This is a genomic window from Streptomyces sp. 13-12-16 (genome assembly GCF_002114215.1).
Taxonomy (GTDB): domain Bacteria; phylum Actinomycetota; class Actinomycetes; order Streptomycetales; family Streptomycetaceae; genus Streptomyces.
On record NZ_NCTE01001227.1, the window covers coordinates 8,242 to 28,739 of the forward strand.

The 20,498-nt window shown below is 69.0% G+C and carries 17 protein-coding genes and 3 pseudogenes; 13 read left to right on the plus strand and 7 right to left on the minus strand.

Annotated elements, in window-relative coordinates:
* Positions 1-210 precede the first annotated feature (210 nt).
* Entirely contained in the window at positions 211-963 is a 753-nt protein-coding gene (locus B7767_RS38165) for a DUF6008 family protein (RefSeq protein ID WP_352382425.1), read from the minus strand.
* Positions 964-1,858: 895 nt separating this feature from the next.
* On the opposite strand from B7767_RS38165, the gene B7767_RS38170 reads away from it, so the two are divergent.
* Together B7767_RS38170 and B7767_RS38175 are read left to right on the plus strand one after the other, a co-directional pair.
* A complete protein-coding gene (locus tag B7767_RS38170; RefSeq protein WP_085575981.1) occupies positions 1,859-2,542 on the plus strand; it encodes a hypothetical protein in 684 nt (227 codons plus the stop codon).
* Positions 2,543-2,590: 48 nt separating this feature from the next.
* Positions 2,591-3,016 carry a hypothetical protein gene (locus tag B7767_RS38175; RefSeq protein ID WP_085575982.1) on the plus strand — a complete coding sequence of 142 codons (426 nt, stop codon included), beginning with the start codon at positions 2,591-2,593 and terminating at the stop codon, positions 3,014-3,016.
* 103 nt (positions 3,017-3,119) lie between these two features.
* Here the strand turns inward: B7767_RS38175 and B7767_RS48755 are convergent, their stop codons facing one another.
* Positions 3,120-3,719, minus strand: coding sequence for a hypothetical protein (locus B7767_RS48755; RefSeq protein ID WP_256923717.1), 600 nt, complete (start codon positions 3,717-3,719; stop codon positions 3,120-3,122).
* Between the two features lie 540 nt (positions 3,720-4,259).
* On the opposite strand from B7767_RS48755, the gene B7767_RS38185 reads away from it, so the two are divergent.
* Both B7767_RS38185 and B7767_RS38190 read left to right on the plus strand, forming a co-directional pair.
* Positions 4,260-4,916 carry a hypothetical protein gene (locus B7767_RS38185; RefSeq protein WP_085575984.1) on the plus strand — a complete coding sequence of 219 codons (657 nt, stop codon included), beginning with the start codon at positions 4,260-4,262 and terminating at the stop codon, positions 4,914-4,916.
* 2 nt (positions 4,917-4,918) lie between these two features.
* A complete protein-coding gene (locus tag B7767_RS38190; RefSeq protein ID WP_085575985.1) occupies positions 4,919-5,461 on the plus strand; it encodes a hypothetical protein in 543 nt (180 codons plus the stop codon).
* 232 nt (positions 5,462-5,693) lie between these two features.
* Here the strand turns inward: B7767_RS38190 and B7767_RS38195 are convergent, their stop codons facing one another.
* Positions 5,694-6,575 (minus strand): NAD(P)-dependent oxidoreductase, encoded by an 882-nt coding sequence (locus B7767_RS38195; RefSeq protein WP_085575986.1) that lies wholly within the window; start codon positions 6,573-6,575, stop codon positions 5,694-5,696.
* A 95-nt stretch (positions 6,576-6,670) separates the two neighbouring features.
* Here B7767_RS38195 and B7767_RS38200 point away from each other — a divergent pair, with 95 nt between their 5' ends.
* Positions 6,671-7,048: a helix-turn-helix domain-containing protein gene (locus tag B7767_RS38200; RefSeq protein WP_085575996.1), complete on the plus strand. Its 378-nt coding sequence runs from the start codon at positions 6,671-6,673 to the stop codon at positions 7,046-7,048.
* Positions 7,049-7,055: 7 nt separating this feature from the next.
* Here the strand turns inward: B7767_RS38200 and B7767_RS38205 are convergent, their stop codons facing one another.
* Positions 7,056-7,862, minus strand: coding sequence for a hypothetical protein (locus tag B7767_RS38205; RefSeq protein WP_256923718.1), 807 nt, complete (start codon positions 7,860-7,862; stop codon positions 7,056-7,058).
* Positions 7,863-7,883: 21 nt separating this feature from the next.
* On the opposite strand from B7767_RS38205, the pseudogene B7767_RS38210 reads away from it, so the two are divergent.
* Positions 7,884-8,189: pseudogene (locus tag B7767_RS38210) on the plus strand (SUMF1/EgtB/PvdO family nonheme iron enzyme); the annotation flags it as partial.
* 470 nt (positions 8,190-8,659) lie between these two features.
* On the opposite strand, the gene B7767_RS38215 reads toward B7767_RS38210, so the two are convergent.
* Positions 8,660-9,391, minus strand: a complete 732-nt coding sequence (locus tag B7767_RS38215; protein WP_085575987.1) for an alpha/beta fold hydrolase — start codon at positions 9,389-9,391, stop codon at positions 8,660-8,662.
* 94 nt (positions 9,392-9,485) lie between these two features.
* Here B7767_RS38215 and B7767_RS45320 point away from each other — a divergent pair.
* The 3 genes and pseudogenes from B7767_RS45320 to B7767_RS38225 all read left to right on the plus strand — a co-directional run.
* A pseudogene (locus B7767_RS45320) lies at positions 9,486-9,590 on the plus strand (IS5/IS1182 family transposase); the annotation flags it as partial.
* A gap of 267 nt (positions 9,591-9,857) precedes the next feature.
* Positions 9,858-11,123 (plus strand): ParA family protein, encoded by a 1,266-nt coding sequence (locus tag B7767_RS38220; protein WP_085575988.1) that lies wholly within the window; start codon positions 9,858-9,860, stop codon positions 11,121-11,123.
* Positions 11,124-11,212: 89 nt separating this feature from the next.
* Entirely contained in the window at positions 11,213-12,268 is a 1,056-nt protein-coding gene (locus B7767_RS38225) for a ParB/RepB/Spo0J family partition protein (RefSeq protein ID WP_373408272.1), read from the plus strand.
* Positions 12,269-12,444: 176 nt separating this feature from the next.
* Here the strand turns inward: B7767_RS38225 and B7767_RS38230 are convergent, their stop codons facing one another.
* A complete protein-coding gene (locus B7767_RS38230; RefSeq protein ID WP_085575989.1) occupies positions 12,445-13,491 on the minus strand; it encodes a DUF732 domain-containing protein in 1,047 nt (348 codons plus the stop codon).
* Positions 13,492-13,941: 450 nt separating this feature from the next.
* Here B7767_RS38230 and B7767_RS38240 point away from each other — a divergent pair, with 450 nt between their 5' ends.
* Complete coding sequence (locus B7767_RS38240; protein WP_306298042.1) at positions 13,942-14,181, plus strand: hypothetical protein; 240 nt, start codon at positions 13,942-13,944, stop codon at positions 14,179-14,181.
* 85 nt (positions 14,182-14,266) lie between these two features.
* Here B7767_RS38240 and B7767_RS38245 read toward each other — a convergent pair whose 3' ends face one another.
* The gene (locus B7767_RS38245; protein ID WP_143652882.1) at positions 14,267-16,678 is read right to left on the minus strand and encodes a DUF6185 family protein; all 2,412 of its coding nucleotides are present in this window, start codon (positions 16,676-16,678) and stop codon (positions 14,267-14,269) included.
* Between the two features lie 368 nt (positions 16,679-17,046).
* Here B7767_RS38245 and B7767_RS38250 point away from each other — a divergent pair, with 368 nt between their 5' ends.
* From B7767_RS38250 to B7767_RS38260, 3 genes and pseudogenes are all read left to right on the plus strand, one after another.
* Positions 17,047-18,525: a hypothetical protein gene (locus B7767_RS38250; RefSeq protein ID WP_085575992.1), complete on the plus strand. Its 1,479-nt coding sequence runs from the start codon at positions 17,047-17,049 to the stop codon at positions 18,523-18,525.
* Between the two features lie 213 nt (positions 18,526-18,738).
* Positions 18,739-20,040, plus strand: a complete 1,302-nt coding sequence (locus tag B7767_RS38255; RefSeq protein WP_085575993.1) for a tetratricopeptide repeat protein — start codon at positions 18,739-18,741, stop codon at positions 20,038-20,040.
* Between the two features lie 211 nt (positions 20,041-20,251).
* Positions 20,252-20,498 (plus strand): annotated as a pseudogene (locus B7767_RS38260) (integrase); the annotation flags it as partial.

Consider the following 20,498-nt stretch of genomic DNA (forward strand, 5'->3'; position numbering starts at 1 on the left):
GACCGGCCGGACCGTCGGACGTGGACGCCACCGAAGGCGTCCGGCCCCGTCGTGGTGGACCGCTGCCGGGGCCGTGGCGGCACCTGTTCCCGCAGGGCTCCCCACGGGCTGTGCTGGAGATGCCGGGTGGAGGCCGTGGGCACCGACTCGGAAGCCGGTACGGCTGGAGTTGTCACGGCGTGATGACTCCAGCCATGCCGCAGCCGTCCCTCACTTCCTGCTTGCCAGCACGGACTCCCGAGGCACGTCCTCGCGGATTCCCGCGCCGGGGACGTGCGGAAGGCCGCTGTCCTGCTCCAGGAGGTAGGCCGCCTTGACGATGCGCTTCTCCCGCCACAGGTGGAGCATCGCGAACCCGAGGATGGCCGTTCCGACGAGATTGGCGACGAAGTGCCACCACACCCGGTACGTCGACAGCGCGACCCCCGGCTCGATCGCACCGAACCAGGTGGACAGCCCGATGGCCCGGCTGGCACCCAGCGCCACGGAGATGGTGAGCACGAGGTGCTCCACACCGTGGATGCCCTGCATCCACACGCCCATCCTGGCCCACTTCCGGGACTTCAGCTCGCCGCTGACCCGCCGCGTGATCTGCGCGATGCCGACCAGGCCGGCCAGGAAGATGAAGTTGCCGACGAGGTGGAGCAGTTCCATGCCGAGCGCCGGCTTGGACGGGTCGATCTGACCCATCCCCCGGGCGAAACTGTCCGCCCAAGGGGTCATCCAGGCCGGGGAGTACGGGTTGGCGATCCAGTAGATCGCCTGTGCCACGTGCTCCTGGAAGTGGCCGATCTGTCCGACGACTCCCAGGCCGATCAGCCCCACCGCCGTCCGGTACAACCAGGGCCGCACCGGACCCCGGTTCGCATAGGCGAGCACGGCGACCGCCGCCCACATCGCCACGGCCCATCCGGTGAAGAAAAGGGCACCCGCGGTGTCCACGGCGGACACGGGGTCACTCATCTCGTGCATTCCAGGCGTTCCGGGCTTGTGATCCATGTGATCCACAGGTGCTCCTTCAGCGACTCCGGACAGATGTGACACGGCAAGCAGTGCCGACCAGAACGCTAGAAATCCACGCCACACGTTCACCACTTCGAACATGCGGGCTTTCCTGAAGTGGCTCTTGCACGGTAGGGACGGACAAGGGGTGGGCTGAGCTCGCTTCGCGTGCGGGGCCGTGGTGCGGTGCGGGCAGTGGACAGCATCAGCGGGGCCGAGTCCCGGGTGGTTGATCCCGTGACGTTTCAAGACAACAAGCGTGGTCGAGCGGGGTGGGTGGTGCGGGTGCTTCCACCCGTCGACGGTCGGGTTCCTCACCGACGGGGCCGGCGTTCGGTGGTACCGGTCAGGGATGGGCAGGGGACTGGGCTGATAGCGGACGGACAGCGGGGGCGCTCGCCGGTGCGGACCTCTTTGGTAAGAGGGGCGCTGAAATTTAACGCTCTGACCTGCGGTTTCACCGAACCCATGTTGTCCTGGGGAGCACATTCGGGGTCTCGGAATGTCAACCTGGCGGACACATTTGGGCTGGAAACTCAAGCTGTGGTTGATTCTTCCCGGGGCTCCGAAGGGCTCGCAACACCGCAGGTCAGCGGCGTGGGCCTGACTCCGAGAACGCGGTCGGCGTGCGGATCGAATCGAACGGAATGTGCTGCCATCGCGACACGCGAAATCAACCAGCGCTTGATTCTCGGCGCGAACGGGCCGAAAAACTCAAGCTGTGTTTGACTTCCGGACGGCAGGGATGGGTAGGACCGCTCCAGGGCCCTCATGCGGTGATCCATTGGCGCAAAAGACAACTGCTGCTTGATATTTGGGCTAGTCTCTGGACCGCCTGAGTATCAAGGGAGGTCCTGTGACACCTGATCCGCCGGCACGACCGAGACCCCGCGTCGTCGCTGACGTTCCATCGGGCGACGAAGGCTTCGAGGACCTGCTCCAGGTCCTCGGAGAACAACTGGGAGAAGCGACGCGGAGCGCCGACCCTCGTGGCCGTCGCAAGCTCAAGAACGTCACCTTCGAGTACGAGCCCGACCACACGGCCGTCCACGACATGGCGGGCGACGCCGGCTACAGCCTGGCCTCGAACTGGTTCACCCAGCTCCTGGCCCAGCTCGCAGTGGCCAACTCCATAACCAAGTCCCAGCTGTGCGTCTTCCTCTACGTCGCCGGCGGCCAGCAGCACGGCACCGGCGTCACCCCGTACACACAGCAGGAGATCACCGACGGCCTCAACAAGCTCGCCGCCCAGAAGAACGGCAAGCGCATCACCCGCTCCACGGTCAACCGCGCGATCAAGGCCCTGGTCGGCTACCGGTGGATCGAACAGCTCGGCAACGGCATGATCCAGCTGAACGTCCGCCTGTGGTTCCAGGGCAACAGCACCGCCCAGCACGCCGTCCTGGAACAGATCGCAGCCCAGCACGACCGCGACCCCGAAGCCTTCCCCAACGGGATCGGCCCCGATCCCCAGCAGGAAGAGCAGGACCTCGACCTCACCCGGCACCCGCCCTACGACATGGGGCGGCGCATCGGGTGATACACATCCACCTGACGCTGCGCCGCCCGGCAGGAAGAAGGGATACCGATGGCTGAAGTCATGTCACCGGTCGTGTCCGAACGCATCTGGGCCCTGCCCGTCTCCGGGGCCACCGTGAAGTTCCTGCAGTACCTGCTCTACCGCTCCGACTTCGGGGGCCACCTTCCCGTACGGCAGAAGGACATGGCCGGTGAGTACCGTGTCACCCCGCAGGCCGTCAGCAACCTCATCGCCCCGCTGTGCGAGCTGAACATCGTCCTGCGCCCCAAGAACGAGGAGGGCAGCCGGGGCAGGGGCAACTCCTACCGCCTCCACCCCCTGGCGGCGAAGTACGCCAGCCCCCAGGACATGGAGGCCTCCTTCCGCGCGGCGATCGCGAACATCAAGGCCGGTGAGCTGCCCAACCTGAAACTCCCCGCCTACGCCGCCGTCCCGCCCGCGGCGGACGGCCGCCCGAACCTCCAGGTCGCCTGAGCCTCCAGGTCGCCCGAGCACGAAAACCGGGGCCCCACCGACGTATCGGTGGGGCCCCGGTGCCTGAGCAAGGAAGGGTTGCCCGCACTATACCCAGCCCGGGCTACAGCATGTCGGCGACGGGCAGTTGTGCCAGGGCCTCGGCGAGCTGACGCACGGTCACCGAGCCGGTCTCGGGCAGGCCGGCGTCCAGCCAGGCCTGACGGGCGGACTCCTTGTCACCCTCGGCCGCCGCCAGCACGTTCTCCTTCGCGCTGTGCTCGTGCACGGGGTCGGTGTCCGGGCCGTGGTCGGCCAGATGGACGACGGTGCGGACCTGCAACTTGGCGTTGGAGGCCATCTGCTCGTTGAGCCGGTACACACGCAGCCGGTGCCCGACCAGCGCCCGGGCACGCTCGATCATCGCCCGGCCCGCGTCCGTATCACCACGGTCCGTGCGCAGGCGCTCCAGCTCTCCGGAAGTGTTGCGGACGACCAGGAGCCCGCGGGTACTCGTGGACTCGATCCGCACGGAGAGCAGGGTGGCCGTGAACTGCTTCGCGGTATCCAGGCGCTGGAGGTCCTGCCCGACCGTGTCGGCGAGGGTGTAGAGGTGGACGGCCCTGGCCCGGACCTGCTCGGTCCAGCTTGCCTCCTCCCCGGGCGGGCAGGGGCCGACGGCACGAGCGGCGGCAAGGGTCAGTTCGAGGTCACGAGGGTTCACCACCTCATTCTCCTTACGGATCCGTCGTGCTGCCGGGGCCCTCAAGACAGGGAAGCGTGGCTGGGACCGGGACGGGGTTGCTGGAGACACACGCGCGCCTGATCGTCCGGGTGCCGGCACCGTCGTGGCTGACTTTCGGTGGTGCGGGTCCAAGAGGGGCAGAGAGTGCTCAAGGTCCCGGTCAAGGCGACTGCATGGCTCTCAGCATCGGTTCGAGAAGAGCGACCGGACACGGACCCGCACCCTTATAAAGAATAGAGGGCGTCACATTTACGCAGGTCAGAGGGGGTGACACGACCTCAGAACATGACTCCCACGTCATTTTGAGGCCTCGGAAGTTGCGTGTGAAGTCAAGTTGCCCCGTATCCATTGCGACTTATCTGCGCAATCTCGCGATGGGCTCCGGAACCGTCGTCAACATGACTCCGAAGTCATGTTCGACGCGCGCAACGCGCAGATAGGTCGCGTCGTTGCTATCTATATGCGCAATCACTACTGTGCTCTGCGTCTAGGTTTCGATCTTGAGGAGCACACAGCGCCATGTCCGCCCAGCCTCAAGGGGACCCCCGTCGGGTCCCCGGCTCGTCCCCACCTCGCGCGCCGAGCCCCAGCAGCCCGTACGCGGGCACGCTCGGTCCGCGGAAGAACCTCGTCGAGCTGCCCGTCGGCCACACGGCGGAGGTCAGGCCCCCGGTCACCGCGGGCGACTTCGTCGGCAAGTACTTCGCCCAGGACAGCCTGGAGTTCCTGCGCTGGGCCGCCAGGTACTTCAGGGACGACAACGTGACCCTGTGCGTGCTGCTCTACATGATGGGAAGCCAGGAAGTAGGAGGGGCCGTCGAGCTCAAGCAGGCCGAGATCGCCGCCGAGCTGGACATGGACCCGGCCCAGGTGTCACGGGCCCAGACCAAGCTGAAGAGGCTGGGGCTGGCCTACTCTCCGAAGAAGGGGTCGATCCAGCTCCAGCCGGCGGTGACCCTGCGCGGCGGCTACCGACTGATCGAGAAACCCGGTCGCGGATCGGTGGCCAAGAGCGTCAAGGTCCAGGTGGAACAGCTGAGCCTGCTCAACGAGCTCATGCTCGACCCCGGTGTTCCGGAAGAGTTCAGAGACATGGCCCTACCAGGTGCGAAACTACCCAGACCATCGTCGAGGACGCGCAAGCGCAAGCGTACGGAGAAGAAGCCGGAGGCCTGAGGATGAGGACTGCAGCGTCTGCGAACCCGGAGCCGCCGGAGCTGACATACGGCACCTTCAACGGCTTCGCCTACATGCCCGCGATGCCGGGGATCGCCTACCGAGTGCTCTTCCGGCTCCTGGGGACCCAGGAGCCGGGAGGGCGCTGCCTGGTCACCGAAGAGGAGCTGGCCGAAGCCCTGGACGTACACCGCTCCATGGTGGGACGGGGCCTCCAGGCCCTGATCCTCGCCAAGCTGGTGTTCCGCCAGGCCAAGGGCATCTACCTCCTCAACCCGATGATCAGTGGCGCGCGCAGCGTCACCGAGCACCTGGAGGCCATCGGCACGCTCGACCCCGCGGACCGTCTCGACGTCGACGACTACCAGGAGCGTTACGAGGCATCCGTCGCCCAGGCCGAGCAGGAGAAGAAGGAGAAGCGCCTGGGCCGCAGGACCTCGCCCGGCCGCTCGAAGCCGGCGAAGGCGGCCCCCGAGGGAACCGCGGAGGTACTGAGCCTCTCGACGGCCCGTGACCGCTCACGGCGGAGGCCGCCCCGCCCGTGACACGACCGGCACACCATTGAGGCCCCCGCCGAAGCGGGGGCCTCAATGTGTCTAGGTTTCGAAGGACAGCTTACCTTCTCGCTCACGACGACACCACAGAAGACCCTGTCGCCGACACCGGCACTTATCACGGCGTGATGATCCCGCCCGTGGCATCACCCCTGGTGCTGCCCATCGGATGCCGGCCTCCTCCCCGACCGGCACGACCCCCTCTGGGCCGGCGAGTGGCCGGTCAACGCACCAGCAGGTCGATCACGCCCGTCAGGTCTTCCTCACCGCTGCCTTCGGACAGGCGGCGGCGCATCAACGCGAAGTACGGGGAGAGCAGCTCCGGGCTGACACCCTGCTGCTCGGCGGTGTTCAGGAAGGTCGGTGTGCCGGCCACCTGCATCGCGAGGTTGGAGACGACACCCTTGGTGTAGTCGCCGCTGCGCAGTTGGTCGGCGGTCTGGTGAACGGCCGGGGCCATCGCGACGAGCCAGTCGGCGAGCAGCGGGGCGAGTGACGCGGGATCGATGTCCTCCTTGCGGATCAGGGCGAAGGCGTGCGCGGCCCCGGCGAACATCCCGTACATGGCGCTGAGCAGGGCCACGTCGTGGAGCGCCGCGAAGCCCGCGTCCTCACCCACGTAGGTGGTGCCGGCCGGGACGCGCAGTGTCTCCGCGTGCCGCTCGAACAGCTCCCGCGAGCCGCTGTAGAAGACGTAGCCGCCGGCCTCCGGGACGCCGATCATCGGAGGGACGGCCATGATCCCGCCGTCCAGGTAGCGGGCGCCGCGCTCGCGGGCCCACTCGGCGCGGGCACGGGCCTCGGCCGGGGTGCTGGTGGTCAGGTTGACCAGGTCCCGGCCGGCCAGGTCGGTGCCCGCCAGCGTCTCCTCGACCGAGGCGTCGTCCAGCAGACAGACGACGACCAGCGTGTTCGCCGCGACGGCGGCGGCGGCACCGTCCGCGACCCTCGCCCCCTCGGCGGCGAGCGGTGCGGAGCGGGTCGGAGTGCGGTTCCAGACGGTGACCGGGTGACCGGCGGCGAGCCAGGTACGGGCCAGCGCGGTGCCCATCGCACCGAGGCCCAGCAGCGTGACGGACGTCTTCTCGACAGTGGTCTGTGCCATGCCGACTAGCCTGGGAGCAGGCCCGGAGGCGATCAAGTACGCACTTCGGAGTGGGTGCTTACCCCGGGGTGAGCGAGCACGTCAGAGGGGTGGGCATGACGACACTGAACCGGCCGGGCACACGGGACGGACACGTCTGCGGGATCGACACCGCGATGGAGGTGATCGGCGGCAAGTGGAAGGTGCTGATCCTCTGGGCGCTCCACGAGCACCCCCACCGCCGCTTCGGCGAACTGCGCCGACTGCTCCCGGGGATCACCGAGAAGGTGCTCGCCTCCCACCTGCGCGAGATGGAAGCGGACGGCGTCGTGCACCGCGTCTCCTACGACGAGGTGCCGCCCCGCGTCGAATACTCGCTGACCGAGGACGGCAAGCACCTCAACGACGCACTCGAACCACTGGCCGCCTGGGGACGCGAGCGGTCGACCGCCCAAGGACTGGGGGATCAGCGGATGCCCAGGAGCACCGAGTGACCCCGAGTCAGAAGGGCGGGCTCTCGGAATAGCCGCCCGTCCCGCCGGCAGCCCACCAGGAATCACGTTCCGCCTTGAGACGGGCGTAACGCTCGCGGGCTGCGATGTCGTCCGCGTTCTCCAGGTCGCCGGTGTCGTGACCCCATGCCTTCATCGCGTCCAGGGCACGGTCCCGGTGGTGGCGGTCGGTGCCGGTGGCCAGCAGACGACGGGCGTGGCCGACCAGCTCGGCCCGGTGCGTGGCGAGCGCGGGGTGCTCCGCCAGGGGGACCGCAGCGACGAAAGCGGCTTCGCGTACCTGCGCGTCGTCGTGGTCGAGAAGAGGACGCACAGCGGAGAAGAGCGCCGGGCGCAGCTCCCGGAACGCGCGCATCTCCCTGTCCTCGTCGAGGAACCCCTCGCCGCAGTGGCGTTCGCTGATGGCGACGCACTCGTCGTCGGCGTCGTAGGCGGTGTCACCGAGCCACTCGAGCAGTCTCACGACGGTCGGGCGGTGCGGTGGCATACCGGCATCGGTGCCGGAGTCGCCTGCCGCGATGACCGGATGGTGGAGGACGGCCGCGACGTAACACGCCACGGGCACGGTGGCTTCGTAGATGGTGTTCTGGTGGGTCACTTCCCTGAGCGCGTCGTCGACGGCCGCCGTCCTGACGACCGGGTCGGGGTCGATGAAGCGTGCCAGCGTCGTCGGCAGGGACCCGCCCGTCCCGCACACGGTGGCGAGCGACGCCCAGTCCGTACCCTCCAGGATCGCTCGATGGTGGGGCAGCTCGTGGGAGCGAGGACTCTCGGTCCGACTGCGGCGGTTGGTCACAGGCGGAGGCTATAGCGTCGCCGGACCGGCGTTGCTCGTGGCCTCATGTGCGGAGCAGGGCTCGCTTCCGTCCGACGGCCGTGGCCCGCACCTCCTGGCCCGGTGGCCGGACAGAACTTGAGGTGGTCGAGTCTCTACGCCCCCTGCCCGGGCGCGCCCGCCGCGGTACCGGCCACCGAGGACTGGGCCTTCGATGGGCATATCCCCCGGGGCGGCTCGTTCCGCCACGACCGGGACCTGGCCCGCTGCGCCCGCCGGCACGGCGCCTGCGAACCGGATCTCGAAGCGATCGGCGTGGGCTTCCGCCTGGCGGCACCGGCCGCGTAGAACCGGACATCGTGCCGGCGTCGCATGACGGACGGCGCCCCTCGAGACCGCGGATCCTCGGCCGTACCGACCTGTGCGCATTCCGGGGACACCGACACGTGCTCCTGACGGGCAGGGAAGAAGCCACGGAGGATGTTCAGCGCTCATGCGATGTGCGGCGGGGCAGGCGGGTGATTACGACGTAATCACCCGCGCCGGGGGAGCGGCGTCAGCGCCGGGGGAGGGCGTGTGGCAAGCGCCTGGCGCCGTATCAGGCACCGTTCACCCTGTTGGGAGCGTGACCGGGCGGCACCGTGTTGGCCAGTGAGCGCGCGATCTGATCGTGACCGAGCTTCCGACGCCGCGCCGGACTGCGCAACCTCGAATCCGGCGTCGCCGTCGGCCGCAACCGGCGGATCTGGTCGGCCTGAGCGTTCGTGGTCCTGCTGTGCTCGCTCGGGCAGCCCTGGCGGGATCCGGTTCCGGTGCGCTCAGCTGCGCACAGGCAGCTGTCGAGCAAAGCGGCGGACGGCGTCGGTGAAGGCATCCGGATCGTCGAAGTTCGCGAGATGTCCTGCCCGCGGGATCAGTTCGACGCGGGCGTTCGGATGCGCGCGGGCGAAGTCCATCTCGCCGGACCGGAAGAGAGTGTCCTTCTCGCCGTTCAGGATGAGTACGGGAGCGGCCACATGGCGCATCGCTTCCGCGTCGAAGCGGCCCAGCACCTCGCCCCAGGCGGCCGGCAGGGTGTGGAAGGCATAGCCGGAGCGGATGGTCGCCTCCACCACCTCGGGCGGATAGAGCCGGCGCAGCAACCGGTCGTTCCGCCGGGTCAGCCGGTCCGCCGGTATGCGAGGGACGAGCCCGGCGACCCACCGATACGGCGTTGCCCACGGGCCACGGGTCGAGGCGCTGGCCCCGGCAAGGACCAGCCCTCGCAGTCGCCCGGGGTGGTGCCGCGCGAACTCCAGCGAGGCGTATCCGCCGAGCGAGTGCCCGACGACCAGAGCCGGCCCGCGGTCGAGCGAGTCCACCGCGGAGGCGATGATCTCCGTCGCCGCGTTCAGGCTCCAGGGTTGAGTCGAGCGGGCGCCGTGGCCTGGTAGGTCAACGGCGGCTACCCGGAAGTCCTCTTGGAGTGCGGCCAGCTGTGGACTCCACTGTCCCGCGCTGAACCGCGTTCCGTGTACGAGGATGATGGGCGGTGCACCCGCTGCCGTCACGAGTCCCCCCAGATCAGCACTCCCCTCGGACCGACTCTACCGGCGAGCCGTCCCGGCGCTGGGACGCGGAGATGCTGGCCGGCGGGGCTGCTCACTCCTGGAAGAGATCCGCGTGTCCCGGCAGGCCGGTGGACGACCGCGCATCCGGCCCGGCCACGTCGGCGGCGATGAGGCGTACTCGCCCCTCGGTTGTCGGCGCGCACCTGCCGCTGTCGGTGATTACGCCGTAATCGCCGGTGGGTCCGTGTCTGGTCGGTGTGCTGGGTGATTACGCCGTAATCGCCGGTGGGTCCGTGTCTGGTCGGTGTGCTGGGTGATTACGCCGTAATCGCCGGTGAGTCCGTGCCTGGTTGGCGCGCTGGGTGATTACGCCGTAATCACCCAGGCGTCCATGGGCACGCATCAACTTGGTCTAACTAACGTGTCGATGTGTTGATTGATCATGAACGTTAGTATGGTGTCTCGCATGAGTTCGCCAGCCACCTCCAGCGACCGCGAGAAGGTCGTCTCCAAACTGCCGGGATGGCTCCGGCAGAACCTCAAAGTCAGAGCCGCTCAGCGCGGCATCGAGATCCAGGCCGCCGTAGAAGAAGGCATCAGCGCCTGGTGTGATCTGGCCTCCGCCACCGCGGCGGTCGACACAGCCGGCGCCGACTCCTTCGCCACCTTCCTGCCTCCCGGCCAGTGGGAAGGGTTCCGGCGGATCGCCGCCGATCGACGCGTCTCACTCATCCAGGGCCTCGCCCAGTCCGTCCAGTTGTGGCTCGAGACCCACCCGGCCCCGGACATCGAGCGGCCCTCCATCACCCGTCGGATCGTCGTCTGCAACCAGAAAGGCGGAGTCGGCAAGACCGCGATTACCGCAGGTCTGGGCGAGGCCTTGGCAGAGGACCCCGACACCCTGCAGCCCGTCCGCGTCGCCAAAGCCCTCACCAAAGCACTGCGCGCCAGCGAAGCTCACCCCGACGAAGCCGAGCCGGACGACGATCCACTCGACATCGAGAACCTCCCCGGCCCCGGAATGCGCGTGCTCCTCGTCGACTTCGACCCGCAGTGCCACCTCACCAACCAGCTCGGTGCCGCACCCCTGCCCATGAACGGCGACAGCCTCACCAACCACATGGCAGGTGACCCCAAGGGCGACCTGGGCGACCTCATCGTCTCCATCGACGACGACACCTTCAACGGCCGACTCCACCTGCTGCCCGCCTGCAATGACGCGTTCCTGCTCGACGTGCGCCTCTCCGCCGTGCGCGCCCGGGAAGCCGCACTCGAGCGAGCCCTCGCCCCGCTCGAAGCTGATTACGACGTAATCATCGTCGACTGCCCGCCCAGCCTCGGGTTGAGCATGGACGCCGCCGCCTACTACGGCCGCCGTCGCGACGGAGAAACGCCCGGACAGTCCGGCGCCCTGATCGTCGTCCAGGCAGAAGACAGCTCAGCCGACGCGTACGAACTGCTCACTACGCAGATCGACGACCTCCGCGGCGACCTTCAGGTCGACATCGACTACCTCGGCATCGTCGTCAATCTGTACGACTCCCGTCGCGGTTACATCGCCACCTCGTCCCTCCAGGGATGGGTGGACATAAAGGATCCACGGGTCGTCGGCCTCATCGGAGACCTCAAGGAACAGAAAGAAGCCGTCCGGGTGAAGGAACCCCTGTTGTCCTACGCACCCAAATCACAGCAGGCAGTCGGCATGCGTGCGCTCGCCCGGGAGGTCTTGTGAGCAAGGCCGATCAGCTCGGTGCCGGCCGATTCGGTGGGGGAGTACGTCCCGTCAGCGCACGCCGCCAGGCTGTCGCTGCCGCGACCGGCGTGCCCACCGAAGGCGTCGCCCCACCGGCGGAACTCCCCGTCGAACGCATCAGCCCCAATCCGGACAACCCCCGCTCCACCCTCGGAGACCTCACCGACCTTGTCGGCAGCCTGAGGACCCACGGCCAGAAACAGGCGATCACGGTCATGAACCGCGACGCCTACGTCAAAGCCAACCCGGACCGTGAAGCCGACCTCGAACCGGACACCACCCACGTCGTCATCGACGGCAGCAGCCGCCTCGCCGCCGCACGCGAGGCCGGCCTCACCACCGTCAAGGTGATGGTCAGCGACGACCAGGGCACCACCTCGGAGGAACTCCTCGAGTCCGCCCTCGTCGCCAACATCCACCGGCAGGACCTCGAAGAACTCGACGAAGCCCGCGCTCTCCAACGGCTCCTGGCCATCCACGGAAGCCAGAGAGCCCTCGCCAAGCGCCTCCACCGCTCCCAGGGCTGGGTGTCACAGCGCCTCGCCCTGCTCAACCTCGTCCCCGAGCTGCAGGCACGCATCGGCGAGGAACCCATCGATCTGCTGCGAGCTGTCGGCAACAAACCGGCAGACCAGCAGAAGGCGGCTCTGCAGGAGCTGAAGGCCGAAAGAGCACGAAAGGAAGAGGAGGTACGCACCTTCGCGGAGCACAGGACGCAGTCGGTACCCGGCGCGCCCGCAAGCTCGGAAGGCAGCCCCGCCGGTGATTACGGCGTAATCACCGACACCGTGGGCGGCGGAGAACCGCACGACCACAAAGCAGCCGAACTGTCCCCGGCACCGGAGGAACCCGTCACCACAGGGAAACCCGCGGCCTCCGTACCGACGGCCACGGAGCACGAGTCGCCCGCCAGGGAAACGGAGAAGGACACACCATCCGTTCCCGTGCAGGCCGCTGCTCCCGCGACGACGGCCAGTGCGGGAGAGCAGCCGAAGCGGTTCCCCTACCAGGACGGCGTGTACGCGGCGCAGCACCTGATCCACAAGATGCCGCCCGAGGAGTTCGACAAGATGCTGGACCTCCTCATCAAGCACAGAGAGAGCCACACCGTCCACACCGGCTGAACCCTGTCCCGGCCCATGGCCGACCTGACCGAGCAGCCACCGCAACCCGGGGCCGGCCCCTCCTTCGAGGGACCGGCCCCAGCCGTCCCCCTACCCCGGTCGTACGAGCTCGTTCGAGTTCACGATGTTCGAGGACCTGCCACCCGCGTTCGATGGTCCTGAGGAGTCCCGCGCGGCTATTCCTCCGTCATGACATCTGGGCCGGGCCGGTAGCCGCATCCGAAGAACGCGAACTCCTTGGGAGCGACGCGGACTTCGGTACGGTTCCAGTAGTAGACACCGTTCTGCTCACCCTCGTAAGCGAAGGTCTCGCCCGCCGCGATGGTGAAGAACTGGTCCTCGCTCGTCTCGCCGAAGAACCCCCACTCCGGTACCCACTCGGGGGCGAGTTGCATCTCGGGCACCTTCTCGTCGGCGAACCAACGCTGCTGGAGCTGGACGCGTACGTCGTACGAAGAGGTGTTGTGGACCTTCACCGAGTACGTGGCCGAGGTGGGGTCGTCATCGGCGTCCGGCCGCTCGATCGTGGCCGTCGCCTTCAGGGTGGAGACGGCCGGGCAGTCTTCGTCCTGTTCGGTCGCCACCGGCTTGCTGTACACGCCGCCGGTCACTGCGGCGATCTGGTCCGGGCAGTAGAAGGTGACCGCCTCCACGATGAAGGCGGCCTGGTCGATCGGGTCGGTGAACGGCAGCCCTACGGCGTCGGGGACGTCGTTCATGCCGGTCCCGGCGATGAACGCGTCGCAGACAGCTCCCGCGTCCCTGATCACGGCCTTGCGGAAATCCGAGATGCTGTATCCGCCGGAGGACGACATGGCTTCGTACTCCGTGGCGCCGGGCCACGCGGTGAACTGGCCGACGTCGCCGACGAACGCCACGTCGCGTGCGGTTGCGGAGCTGAACTCCGGGACGGGTACGTAAGGCGGTCCGGAGGTGGGGTCCTCCGTGCTCTCTTCGGCTCGGGGCCCGGCGGACGTGCCGTCCCCCGCGCCGTCCGACGGCGAGGGGGATGCGGTACCGGATCGTGCCGACACCTGTTCGTTGTCGTCGGCCACCAGGACGGTGACGATGGTGGCGAGCACGAGGGCCACGGCCCCGAGGACCGCTGCGATCCGCCGCCGCTTGAGCACTTCGCGGTCGGCCTCGGTGCCCTTTTCCCGTTGGAATTCCGTGTTCGCGGAGGGAGTTGGCTGGTCGGCCGGTCTCGATCCCCTGTCAGACATCTACCGCATCCCTCTGTTCGAGCACGGCTGCAACAGCCGAAGGCGATCATCCTACGGGCCTACGCAGGTTCTACACATGATCATCACAAAACGGCAAGGGCCTGGTGACCGGGGCGCGGAAGGTCGAGCACGTCCGCAACCTCGGCAAGCTGTCCCCCGAGGAACAGAGGGCCAAGGCGGACGAACGGGCGGAAGCAGCCCGCGGGAAGGCGGAGGCCCGGCCGCGGGAAGCCGTCGAGCGCTCGGCAGGCCCCGCCGATTATCACGGCGTGATAATCACGGAGACGCCCGCCGGAGCGACCGCCGTACCGCCCCCCGACGCCCCCGGCGGCGTCCGGGCGGACGTGGGTTCCGGCCGTCGAGCCGGAAGACGACGTGCAAAGACGGACGGGCCCCGGCCGGGCACTGGGCGCGTCCGTACCGAAGGCGTCCGCCGGCCGGAGCACGAAAGTGAGCGCGGGCACGGAGCACGGCGCCGCCGTGGTGATGCGCGCCTCTGGCAACCCGCGCGAACTCTCGCGGATCTCACAGCCGCACTTCGCCCTTCCCGCCGTACTCGCCGCTGCCGAACCCGCCCCGCTCAAAGCGGCACTGGACGCGGTGTGGCACGCGCTGAACACGTACGGCGAGCATTACCCGGAGCTGCTGGAGGAGATCAGGTCGGTGTGCGCCGAGAAGGCGGGGGAGTAGGCAGGCCTTCCCTCGGTGTTGGTCAGTCCGGTGCGTGCCCGGTAGGTTTCCGGCCTCGCCGTGGAGGGGCTTCGGTGCCGTCGGTTCACGGCTGGAACTTGACCGGATTCTCCGTCGGCCCACCGCTGTCGGTGACGAACTGCCAGATGGTGATGGCGGCGACGATCTGGGCGATGAGGTACGCGGCCTGCAGGGCGAGGTAGCGCATCTGGTAGACGGACAGCAGGAGACTGAGCTGCGACGGCCAGTAACGTCGTTCTCCGCGGAAGGTCTCCAGGTCCATGGCGAGTGCGGTGACGGTGAGGATCAGCAGGGTGAGGGACACGTCCAGCGCGGCGTCGCCCTGACTTTCGTCGGTGGCGAGGCGCGCCAGCGCGTCGAGGCCGGTGGGCAGGGCGTACGCCAATCCGAAGCCCAGGGCGCGAGCAGGTCCACGGCGCCCGGGCAACAGCCGCCACAGGGCTCCCAGCAGAAAACCGGCACCGACCCACCCCAGTTCCCAGAGCAACAGCGTGAACGCTGTGTCCGCCGCGCCCCAGGAGGTCTGCTCCCACGAGCCGTTCTCGATCCAGGTCCGCCAGGTCATCAGCGCGCTCGCCGGGACGGCGAGGAGGGCGGCGTACGTGGCGGCCCGGTAGCCGTTCTCCCACCAGGTCGCGCGCGGTCCCCAGGCCAGGACGACGTCGACGACGGTCACGTCGGAGGGGAGCCGGTCCGAGGTCGGTCCATTGACGTGCCGGGGTGTCCGCCAGCGGTGAAGTCCACGCAGCCGACGCTCCACCGCGGCTCGGGTCATCGTCGTCTCGTCGGACTGGCCGTGGTCCAGCCGGCGCAGGGTGGCGTGCAGTTCCCGGTACTGGCGGGCGCGGTGGAGGAAATCCACGCGGTGTGCCTCGGTGAAGAGTTCGCGCAGTGGCTGTCCGGAGACGTCCAGGCGCTGTGCGAGCGTCGAGTGTCGGCCGCCGACGACGAGGAGCAATACCAGCGAGGCGATGTCCAGGCCGATCGGGAGCCATGCAAGGGCACTGTTGTTGAGGTAGAACCCGATCGGGGGTGTGACGACGACGGTGTAGAGCAGCAGCATCAGCAGGATGTCCGGCGTGGCCGAGGCGCCGTGCCGGGACTGCGGCGCGGCGCCCCGTGCCCGCAGCAGTGCGACGATCGCCAGCGCTGTCAGCAAGAAGTCGTAGCCGAGCAGCCAGGTGGCACCATCGGCTGCCAGCTCGTGCAGCCCGCTGGTCAGATGCTCGCCGTGCCGCGTGGCGTACTCGGCGGTGGCCGGGTCACTGAGCCAGGACACACGGTCCCACTCGCGCTCCGACAGCCACAGATGACAGCCGACCAGTACGGCCGCCAGTGCCATGGACAACGGGACCAGCACGGGGAGTCCCGGACGCCGGTGAGGCGCCGACAACTGCCGGGCCCAGGCGAGGGCGCCACAGAACAGGGCCGACTGAGCGAGCACGTCCGCCGTGACGAGGGCTTCGGTGGAGGAGGAGACAAGAGCTGTGATGACGGCCGCGCCCCCGAGAGTTCCGGTGACCGCCACGACGGCGGGCCCCCGGCACAGCATGGCCACGGCGACCGCCGTCCCCGCCCACAGTGCGATCCCCAGGACAGCCCCTGCGTCGGGCGGGCCGATCCGGAAGCCGTTCAGGAAGGCGAGGGCGGGGCTCAACCACACCCAGCCGACCAATCGTCGAGCGGCATCCGTTTCTTCCGGCGTGGCCGGCGCACCCGCCGGTCGACGCCGGGCCGATCGGGCCGCGACGGTGGCGACCGCGGCGATCCCCACCATCCAGAGGAAGCCGCCGAGCACACTGACGTTGTTCATGTCGCGGCCGTCGCGTGCCGCCCACGCCCGCTGCCAGGGCGGGGTCGTCCGCACCTCGATCTCGGGAATCGAGCGCGCCGACGCCGTCGAGGGCTTCCACACCAGGGCGTGGGCGCCTCGGCCGGCCGACGGCTCGGGCCGTGCCCACTCCGCACCCGGCGTGCCCGGGTCGATCTCGATGGTGCCCCACCGCGCGGCCCGCAGGGCCTCGGGTGCCTTGAACCGGATGGTCCAGCGGGTGAATCCCGTCTCGATCCGCCAGGGCCCGAGCGACACATGGCGTTCGTCGACCCAGGCGTACGCCTCCATCCGGATGCGCACCTCCTTGCCGTCGGAGGTGATGCGGGGAGGGGCCTTTCTCCACTCGTCCGGGCGGAGCCGCTGGGCATCGGCTTCCTCTCGCACCAGGCAACTCAGGGCCTGCCGGTACGCGCCACTGTCCTCGCTCATCAGGAGTTTCGGCGCCAGCGGCCACGACGCGGGCACGCGCACGGTCATCACGCTCTCGGCCCTGCTGTGCGTACGGCCGTGGTGGAGCAGGCGCAGGGACGCGGAGACGTGTGCGGAGGCGAGCCGGTGAACGGCACAGTCGTCCGCGTTTCCCGCGGCGCCGTACGCCGCTGCTGGTGACGTCAGCCAGCACACCAGAGTCACCAGCGTCACGACGATCAACCGCACAGTCCGCCCCCGCTCCCCTCCGTCCCTCAGACGTCATGCCACCGGAAGGTTTGTCTCATTCCCCGACTGCGGGATTGCGACCGAGCGTGCCGTCGGGGACCAGGGCCGCAGGTCCGACAGTCGGCAGACCCGCGGCTGCCAACTGGCCCGGCGGACCCTCCCCACCCTCCCACCGCAAGACTCCGGGTGGTGCCGATGGAAGCCGCCCTGGTCAGGGCTGCGGAGTGTCGGCGGTGAGCGGAGCCGGGAGCGGTACGGGCCCTGTCGGACGTCCGCCCCTGGCGCCAGGGACGGCGGGCGCCGTGCATGGGAGACTCGGTGGTCGACTCGCCGAGCCAGAAGGGTCATGCGCCGTGTCGGACGCCGTACCGCCGCCGGTCCACCTCGACAAGGTGCTGGAAGGACTCGCGGAGAATCCCGCGTTGCCGCCCGAGTACGTCCGCCGCCTCTTCGCCCACCGCGAGAGCCATCGCGGCGTCGCCGGGCGCCCGGATCTGACCGACGGCATGATCGCCGAGATCATCGCCCTGGACGAGCACTGGCTCACGCACTCGCTCGCGCTCAACCGCAGCCTGCCGGACGCCTTCCGGATGACGCTCGCCGAGCACCCGGATCCGGCGATACGGGAGGCCGTGGCGGTCGGCGCGGACGGCGGCGCACCGCGCGAGTTGTTCGAGCGGCTGCTCGGCGACAGCGAGCCGCGGGTGCGGGAGTGGCTGGCGCAGAACGACCGGATGCCGGAGGACCTGCGCGCCCGGCTGGCGGTCGACCCGGCCCCGGAGGTACGGGCGACGCTCGCCCGGTGGTGGACGCAGGCCCCGGAAGCGATACGCCGGACCCTGCTGACGGACCCCGAGGACGTGGTGCGGGCACGAGCCTGCGCGACCTACTACGCGCGGCTTCCTCATCCCGTACCGCCCGCCGACCTGCTACCGGCGCTGCTGGCCGACCCGGTCACGCGCGCCGGCGCGGTGCGCCACTGCACCCTCGACACCGACACGGCCCGCCGACTGGCCGACGACCCGACCCCTGAGGTGCGGGAGGAACTCGCCGGGCACCCCGGCCTCCCACCGTCGCTGCGCGACGTCCTCGCCGAAGACCCCGACCCGCGGGTCGGACTCCGCGTCTTCGCACGCCGGGACACCCCTGAGCCGACCCGCGCCACGATCCACGCACGGCTCCTGTCCGACGTGCCCCCACGGGACTGGCTCACCGATCTCCGCGCCGGCCTGGACGACGACGCGCTCGAACAGCAGATCATGGGCGAGATGGCGCGTCTGCGGCTACGGACACTGCGCCTGCCGTGGGTGACCGCCGATCCCCTGCCGCACGTGGACTCGCCCTACGCCTGCTTCCGCGCCTCGGCGGCGATGTCCGACGACCTCCCCGCGCCGGTCGTGGCCCGGCTGCTCGACGACGAGGACAGCGGCGTCCGTACGGCCATGGCCCTGCACGCCCGGGACCGGATCGACGCGGCCACCGCCGAACGCATCGACCGCACCTACCGTCCGGTGAAGAAGACCCGGTGGCGTCCGGCGGACGACTTCCCCCTCCCGACGGACGTCCTCCGGCGCCTGGCCACCGACCCCGACCCGAGGATGCGACAACTGGCCCCGCGCGACCCCGACCTGCCGGTGGAACTCGTCCGCCACCTGGTCGCCGATCCCGACCCCACCGTGCGCCACACGATCGCGGCCCATCCCCGGCTTCCGGTCCGGGAGCTGACGCAGTTGCTGGCCGACCCGTCGGAACGGGTCGCGACCGCCGCAGCCGGCAACCCCGACCTGCCGACCGACCACATGCGACAGCTCCTCACCCTGGCCGGACTGTGAGACCGACGTGTGCGCTGCGAGCAGTCGGCTGAAGATCTTTTCTTTCGGATCCTGGTTGGGCCTTTCACCGTTGACTCGTCACGTATACCGCTTTATCTTCATAATCCACTCAAGATCGTAAATGAATGGACAAAGGTACGTCCCCTGCGGGAACGTACGCGGCCGTCGGCCGCCGACATCCGACCGCTTCTGAACCGGGTGTCGGGCGGCCGGGTGCTGGTCACCACACGCCTGGCGAGTGGCTGGCACCGCCACGCCACTACCATCCGCCTCGGCGTACTCGACCCGGCCGACGCGGTCGACCTATTCACCCGTGTTCTCACCCAGCACGGGTCACACAACATCGATGGCATCGACATGGTCTGCGCCGAACTTGGGCACCTCGCACTGGCCATCGACCAAGCCGCCGCCTACTGCGCCGAAACCGGCACCAGCCCCAACATCTACCTCGACATGCTTGACCGCTGGCCCGCCGAGATGTTGGACTCCGCCGCCCAAGGCGGCGACTCCGCCCGCACCATCGCCCGGATCTGGCGCCTCACCCTCGACCGCCTCACCGACACACCCCTCGCCGGAGACCTGCTGCGCCTGCTGGCCTGGTACGCCCCAGACCGCATTCCCCGCGATCTCCTCAACGGCGTGGCGGCCCCGCCCGGACTCGCGGCCGCGATCGGCAAGCTCGCCGCCTACAACATGGTCACCGACAACCACAATGGCACCCTGTCCGTGCACCGCCTTGTCCAAGCTCTCGCCCGCACCCCCGACCCCCACGACCCCCACCGCCGCACTGACGACATCAGCCACGCCCGCGACCACGCCGCCGAACTCCTCGCTGCCGCCTACCCAGACGACAGCCACAACCCCGCGAACTGGCCCCGATATCAGGCCCTCATCCCCCACACCGACGCCCTCACCACCCATCACGCCCCCGACTACGACACCACCCACACCGCCACAGCCCTCAGCCAAGCTGCCGTCTACCGAGAGGGACAAGGCGCACTCGCCTCCGCCCTCCACGCCCACCAACGCGCCCTCACCACCTATGAGCGGGTGCTGGGTGCGGACCACCCGGACACGCTGGCCTCCCGCAACCACCTCGCGGGCGCGTACCAGGCGGCGGGGGACTTGGGCCGGGCGATTCCGCTGTTCGAGCAGACCCTCACCGACGTCGAGCGGGTGCTGGGTGCGGACCACCCGGACACGCTGGCCTCCCGTAACAATCTCGCGGGCGCGTACCGGGCGGCGGGGGACTTGGGCCGGGCGATTCCGCTGTTCGAGCAGACCCTCACTGACCGGGTGCGGGTGCTGGGTGCGGACCACCCGAGCACGCTGACCTCCCGTAACAATCTCGCGGTCGCGTATGACGCGGCGGGGGACTTGGGCCGGGCGATTCCGCTGTACGAGCAGACCCTCACCGATGCCGAGCGGGTACTGAGCTCAGGCAATCCGATGATTGCGGCGCTACGCGCGAATTTGGAAGGGGCGCGGTCAACCAGCGATCCGAACACTGGTTGACGTGACTATGACGTTGTATAGATGGTCGCTCATAAAACCTCGCTGTGGCACTACTGCTCCTGTGGTTCTGCGCACCCTTGTCCACCGCAACTGAACCCATACCCGCGGCCTCGTCACCCGGCCGCCATACCAGAGCACGATTGCTGCGAGCCCAGCGTCTGGCTCTTGATAATGCGCCTTCTCTAGAGCCAGAACTGAGGGAGGACCACACATGGAAGCAGCGGTCCGCCAGTTGGCCGTCACGCAGGCCGACGAGGTGGTCGACGCGGAGCTGGTGGACGACGGCGCACCGGCCGGTGCCGTGGCCGTCCACACCGACCGCGACCGGCACCTGTCCCCCGAGACCGTCGCCGCCATCGAGGCCAGCGCCGCCGACTCCACCCGCCGCGCGTACGGCACCGACCGCGCCGCGTTCACCACCTGGTGCGCCGGGGAGGGCCGCACGACCGTGCCCGCCT

Bases quoted from the DNA above. Each gene is read 5' to 3' on its own strand.
- B7767_RS38220 (WP_085575988.1), top strand. From the start codon at position 9,858: ATGAGTTCGCCAGCCACCTCCAGCGACCGCGAGAAGGTCGTCTCCAAA.
- B7767_RS38200 (WP_085575996.1), top strand. From the start codon at position 6,671: ATGACGACACTGAACCGGCCGGGCACACGGGACGGACACGTCTGCGGG.
- B7767_RS38165 (WP_352382425.1), bottom strand. From the start codon at position 963: ATGAGTGACCCCGTGTCCGCCGTGGACACCGCGGGTGCCCTTTTCTTC.
- B7767_RS38195 (WP_085575986.1), bottom strand. From the start codon at position 6,575: ATGGCACAGACCACTGTCGAGAAGACGTCCGTCACGCTGCTGGGCCTC.
- B7767_RS38185 (WP_085575984.1), top strand. From the start codon at position 4,260: ATGTCCGCCCAGCCTCAAGGGGACCCCCGTCGGGTCCCCGGCTCGTCC.
- B7767_RS38230 (WP_085575989.1), bottom strand. From the start codon at position 13,491: ATGTCTGACAGGGGATCGAGACCGGCCGACCAGCCAACTCCCTCCGCG.
- B7767_RS38175 (WP_085575982.1), top strand. From the start codon at position 2,591: ATGGCTGAAGTCATGTCACCGGTCGTGTCCGAACGCATCTGGGCCCTG.
- B7767_RS38190 (WP_085575985.1), top strand. From the start codon at position 4,919: ATGAGGACTGCAGCGTCTGCGAACCCGGAGCCGCCGGAGCTGACATAC.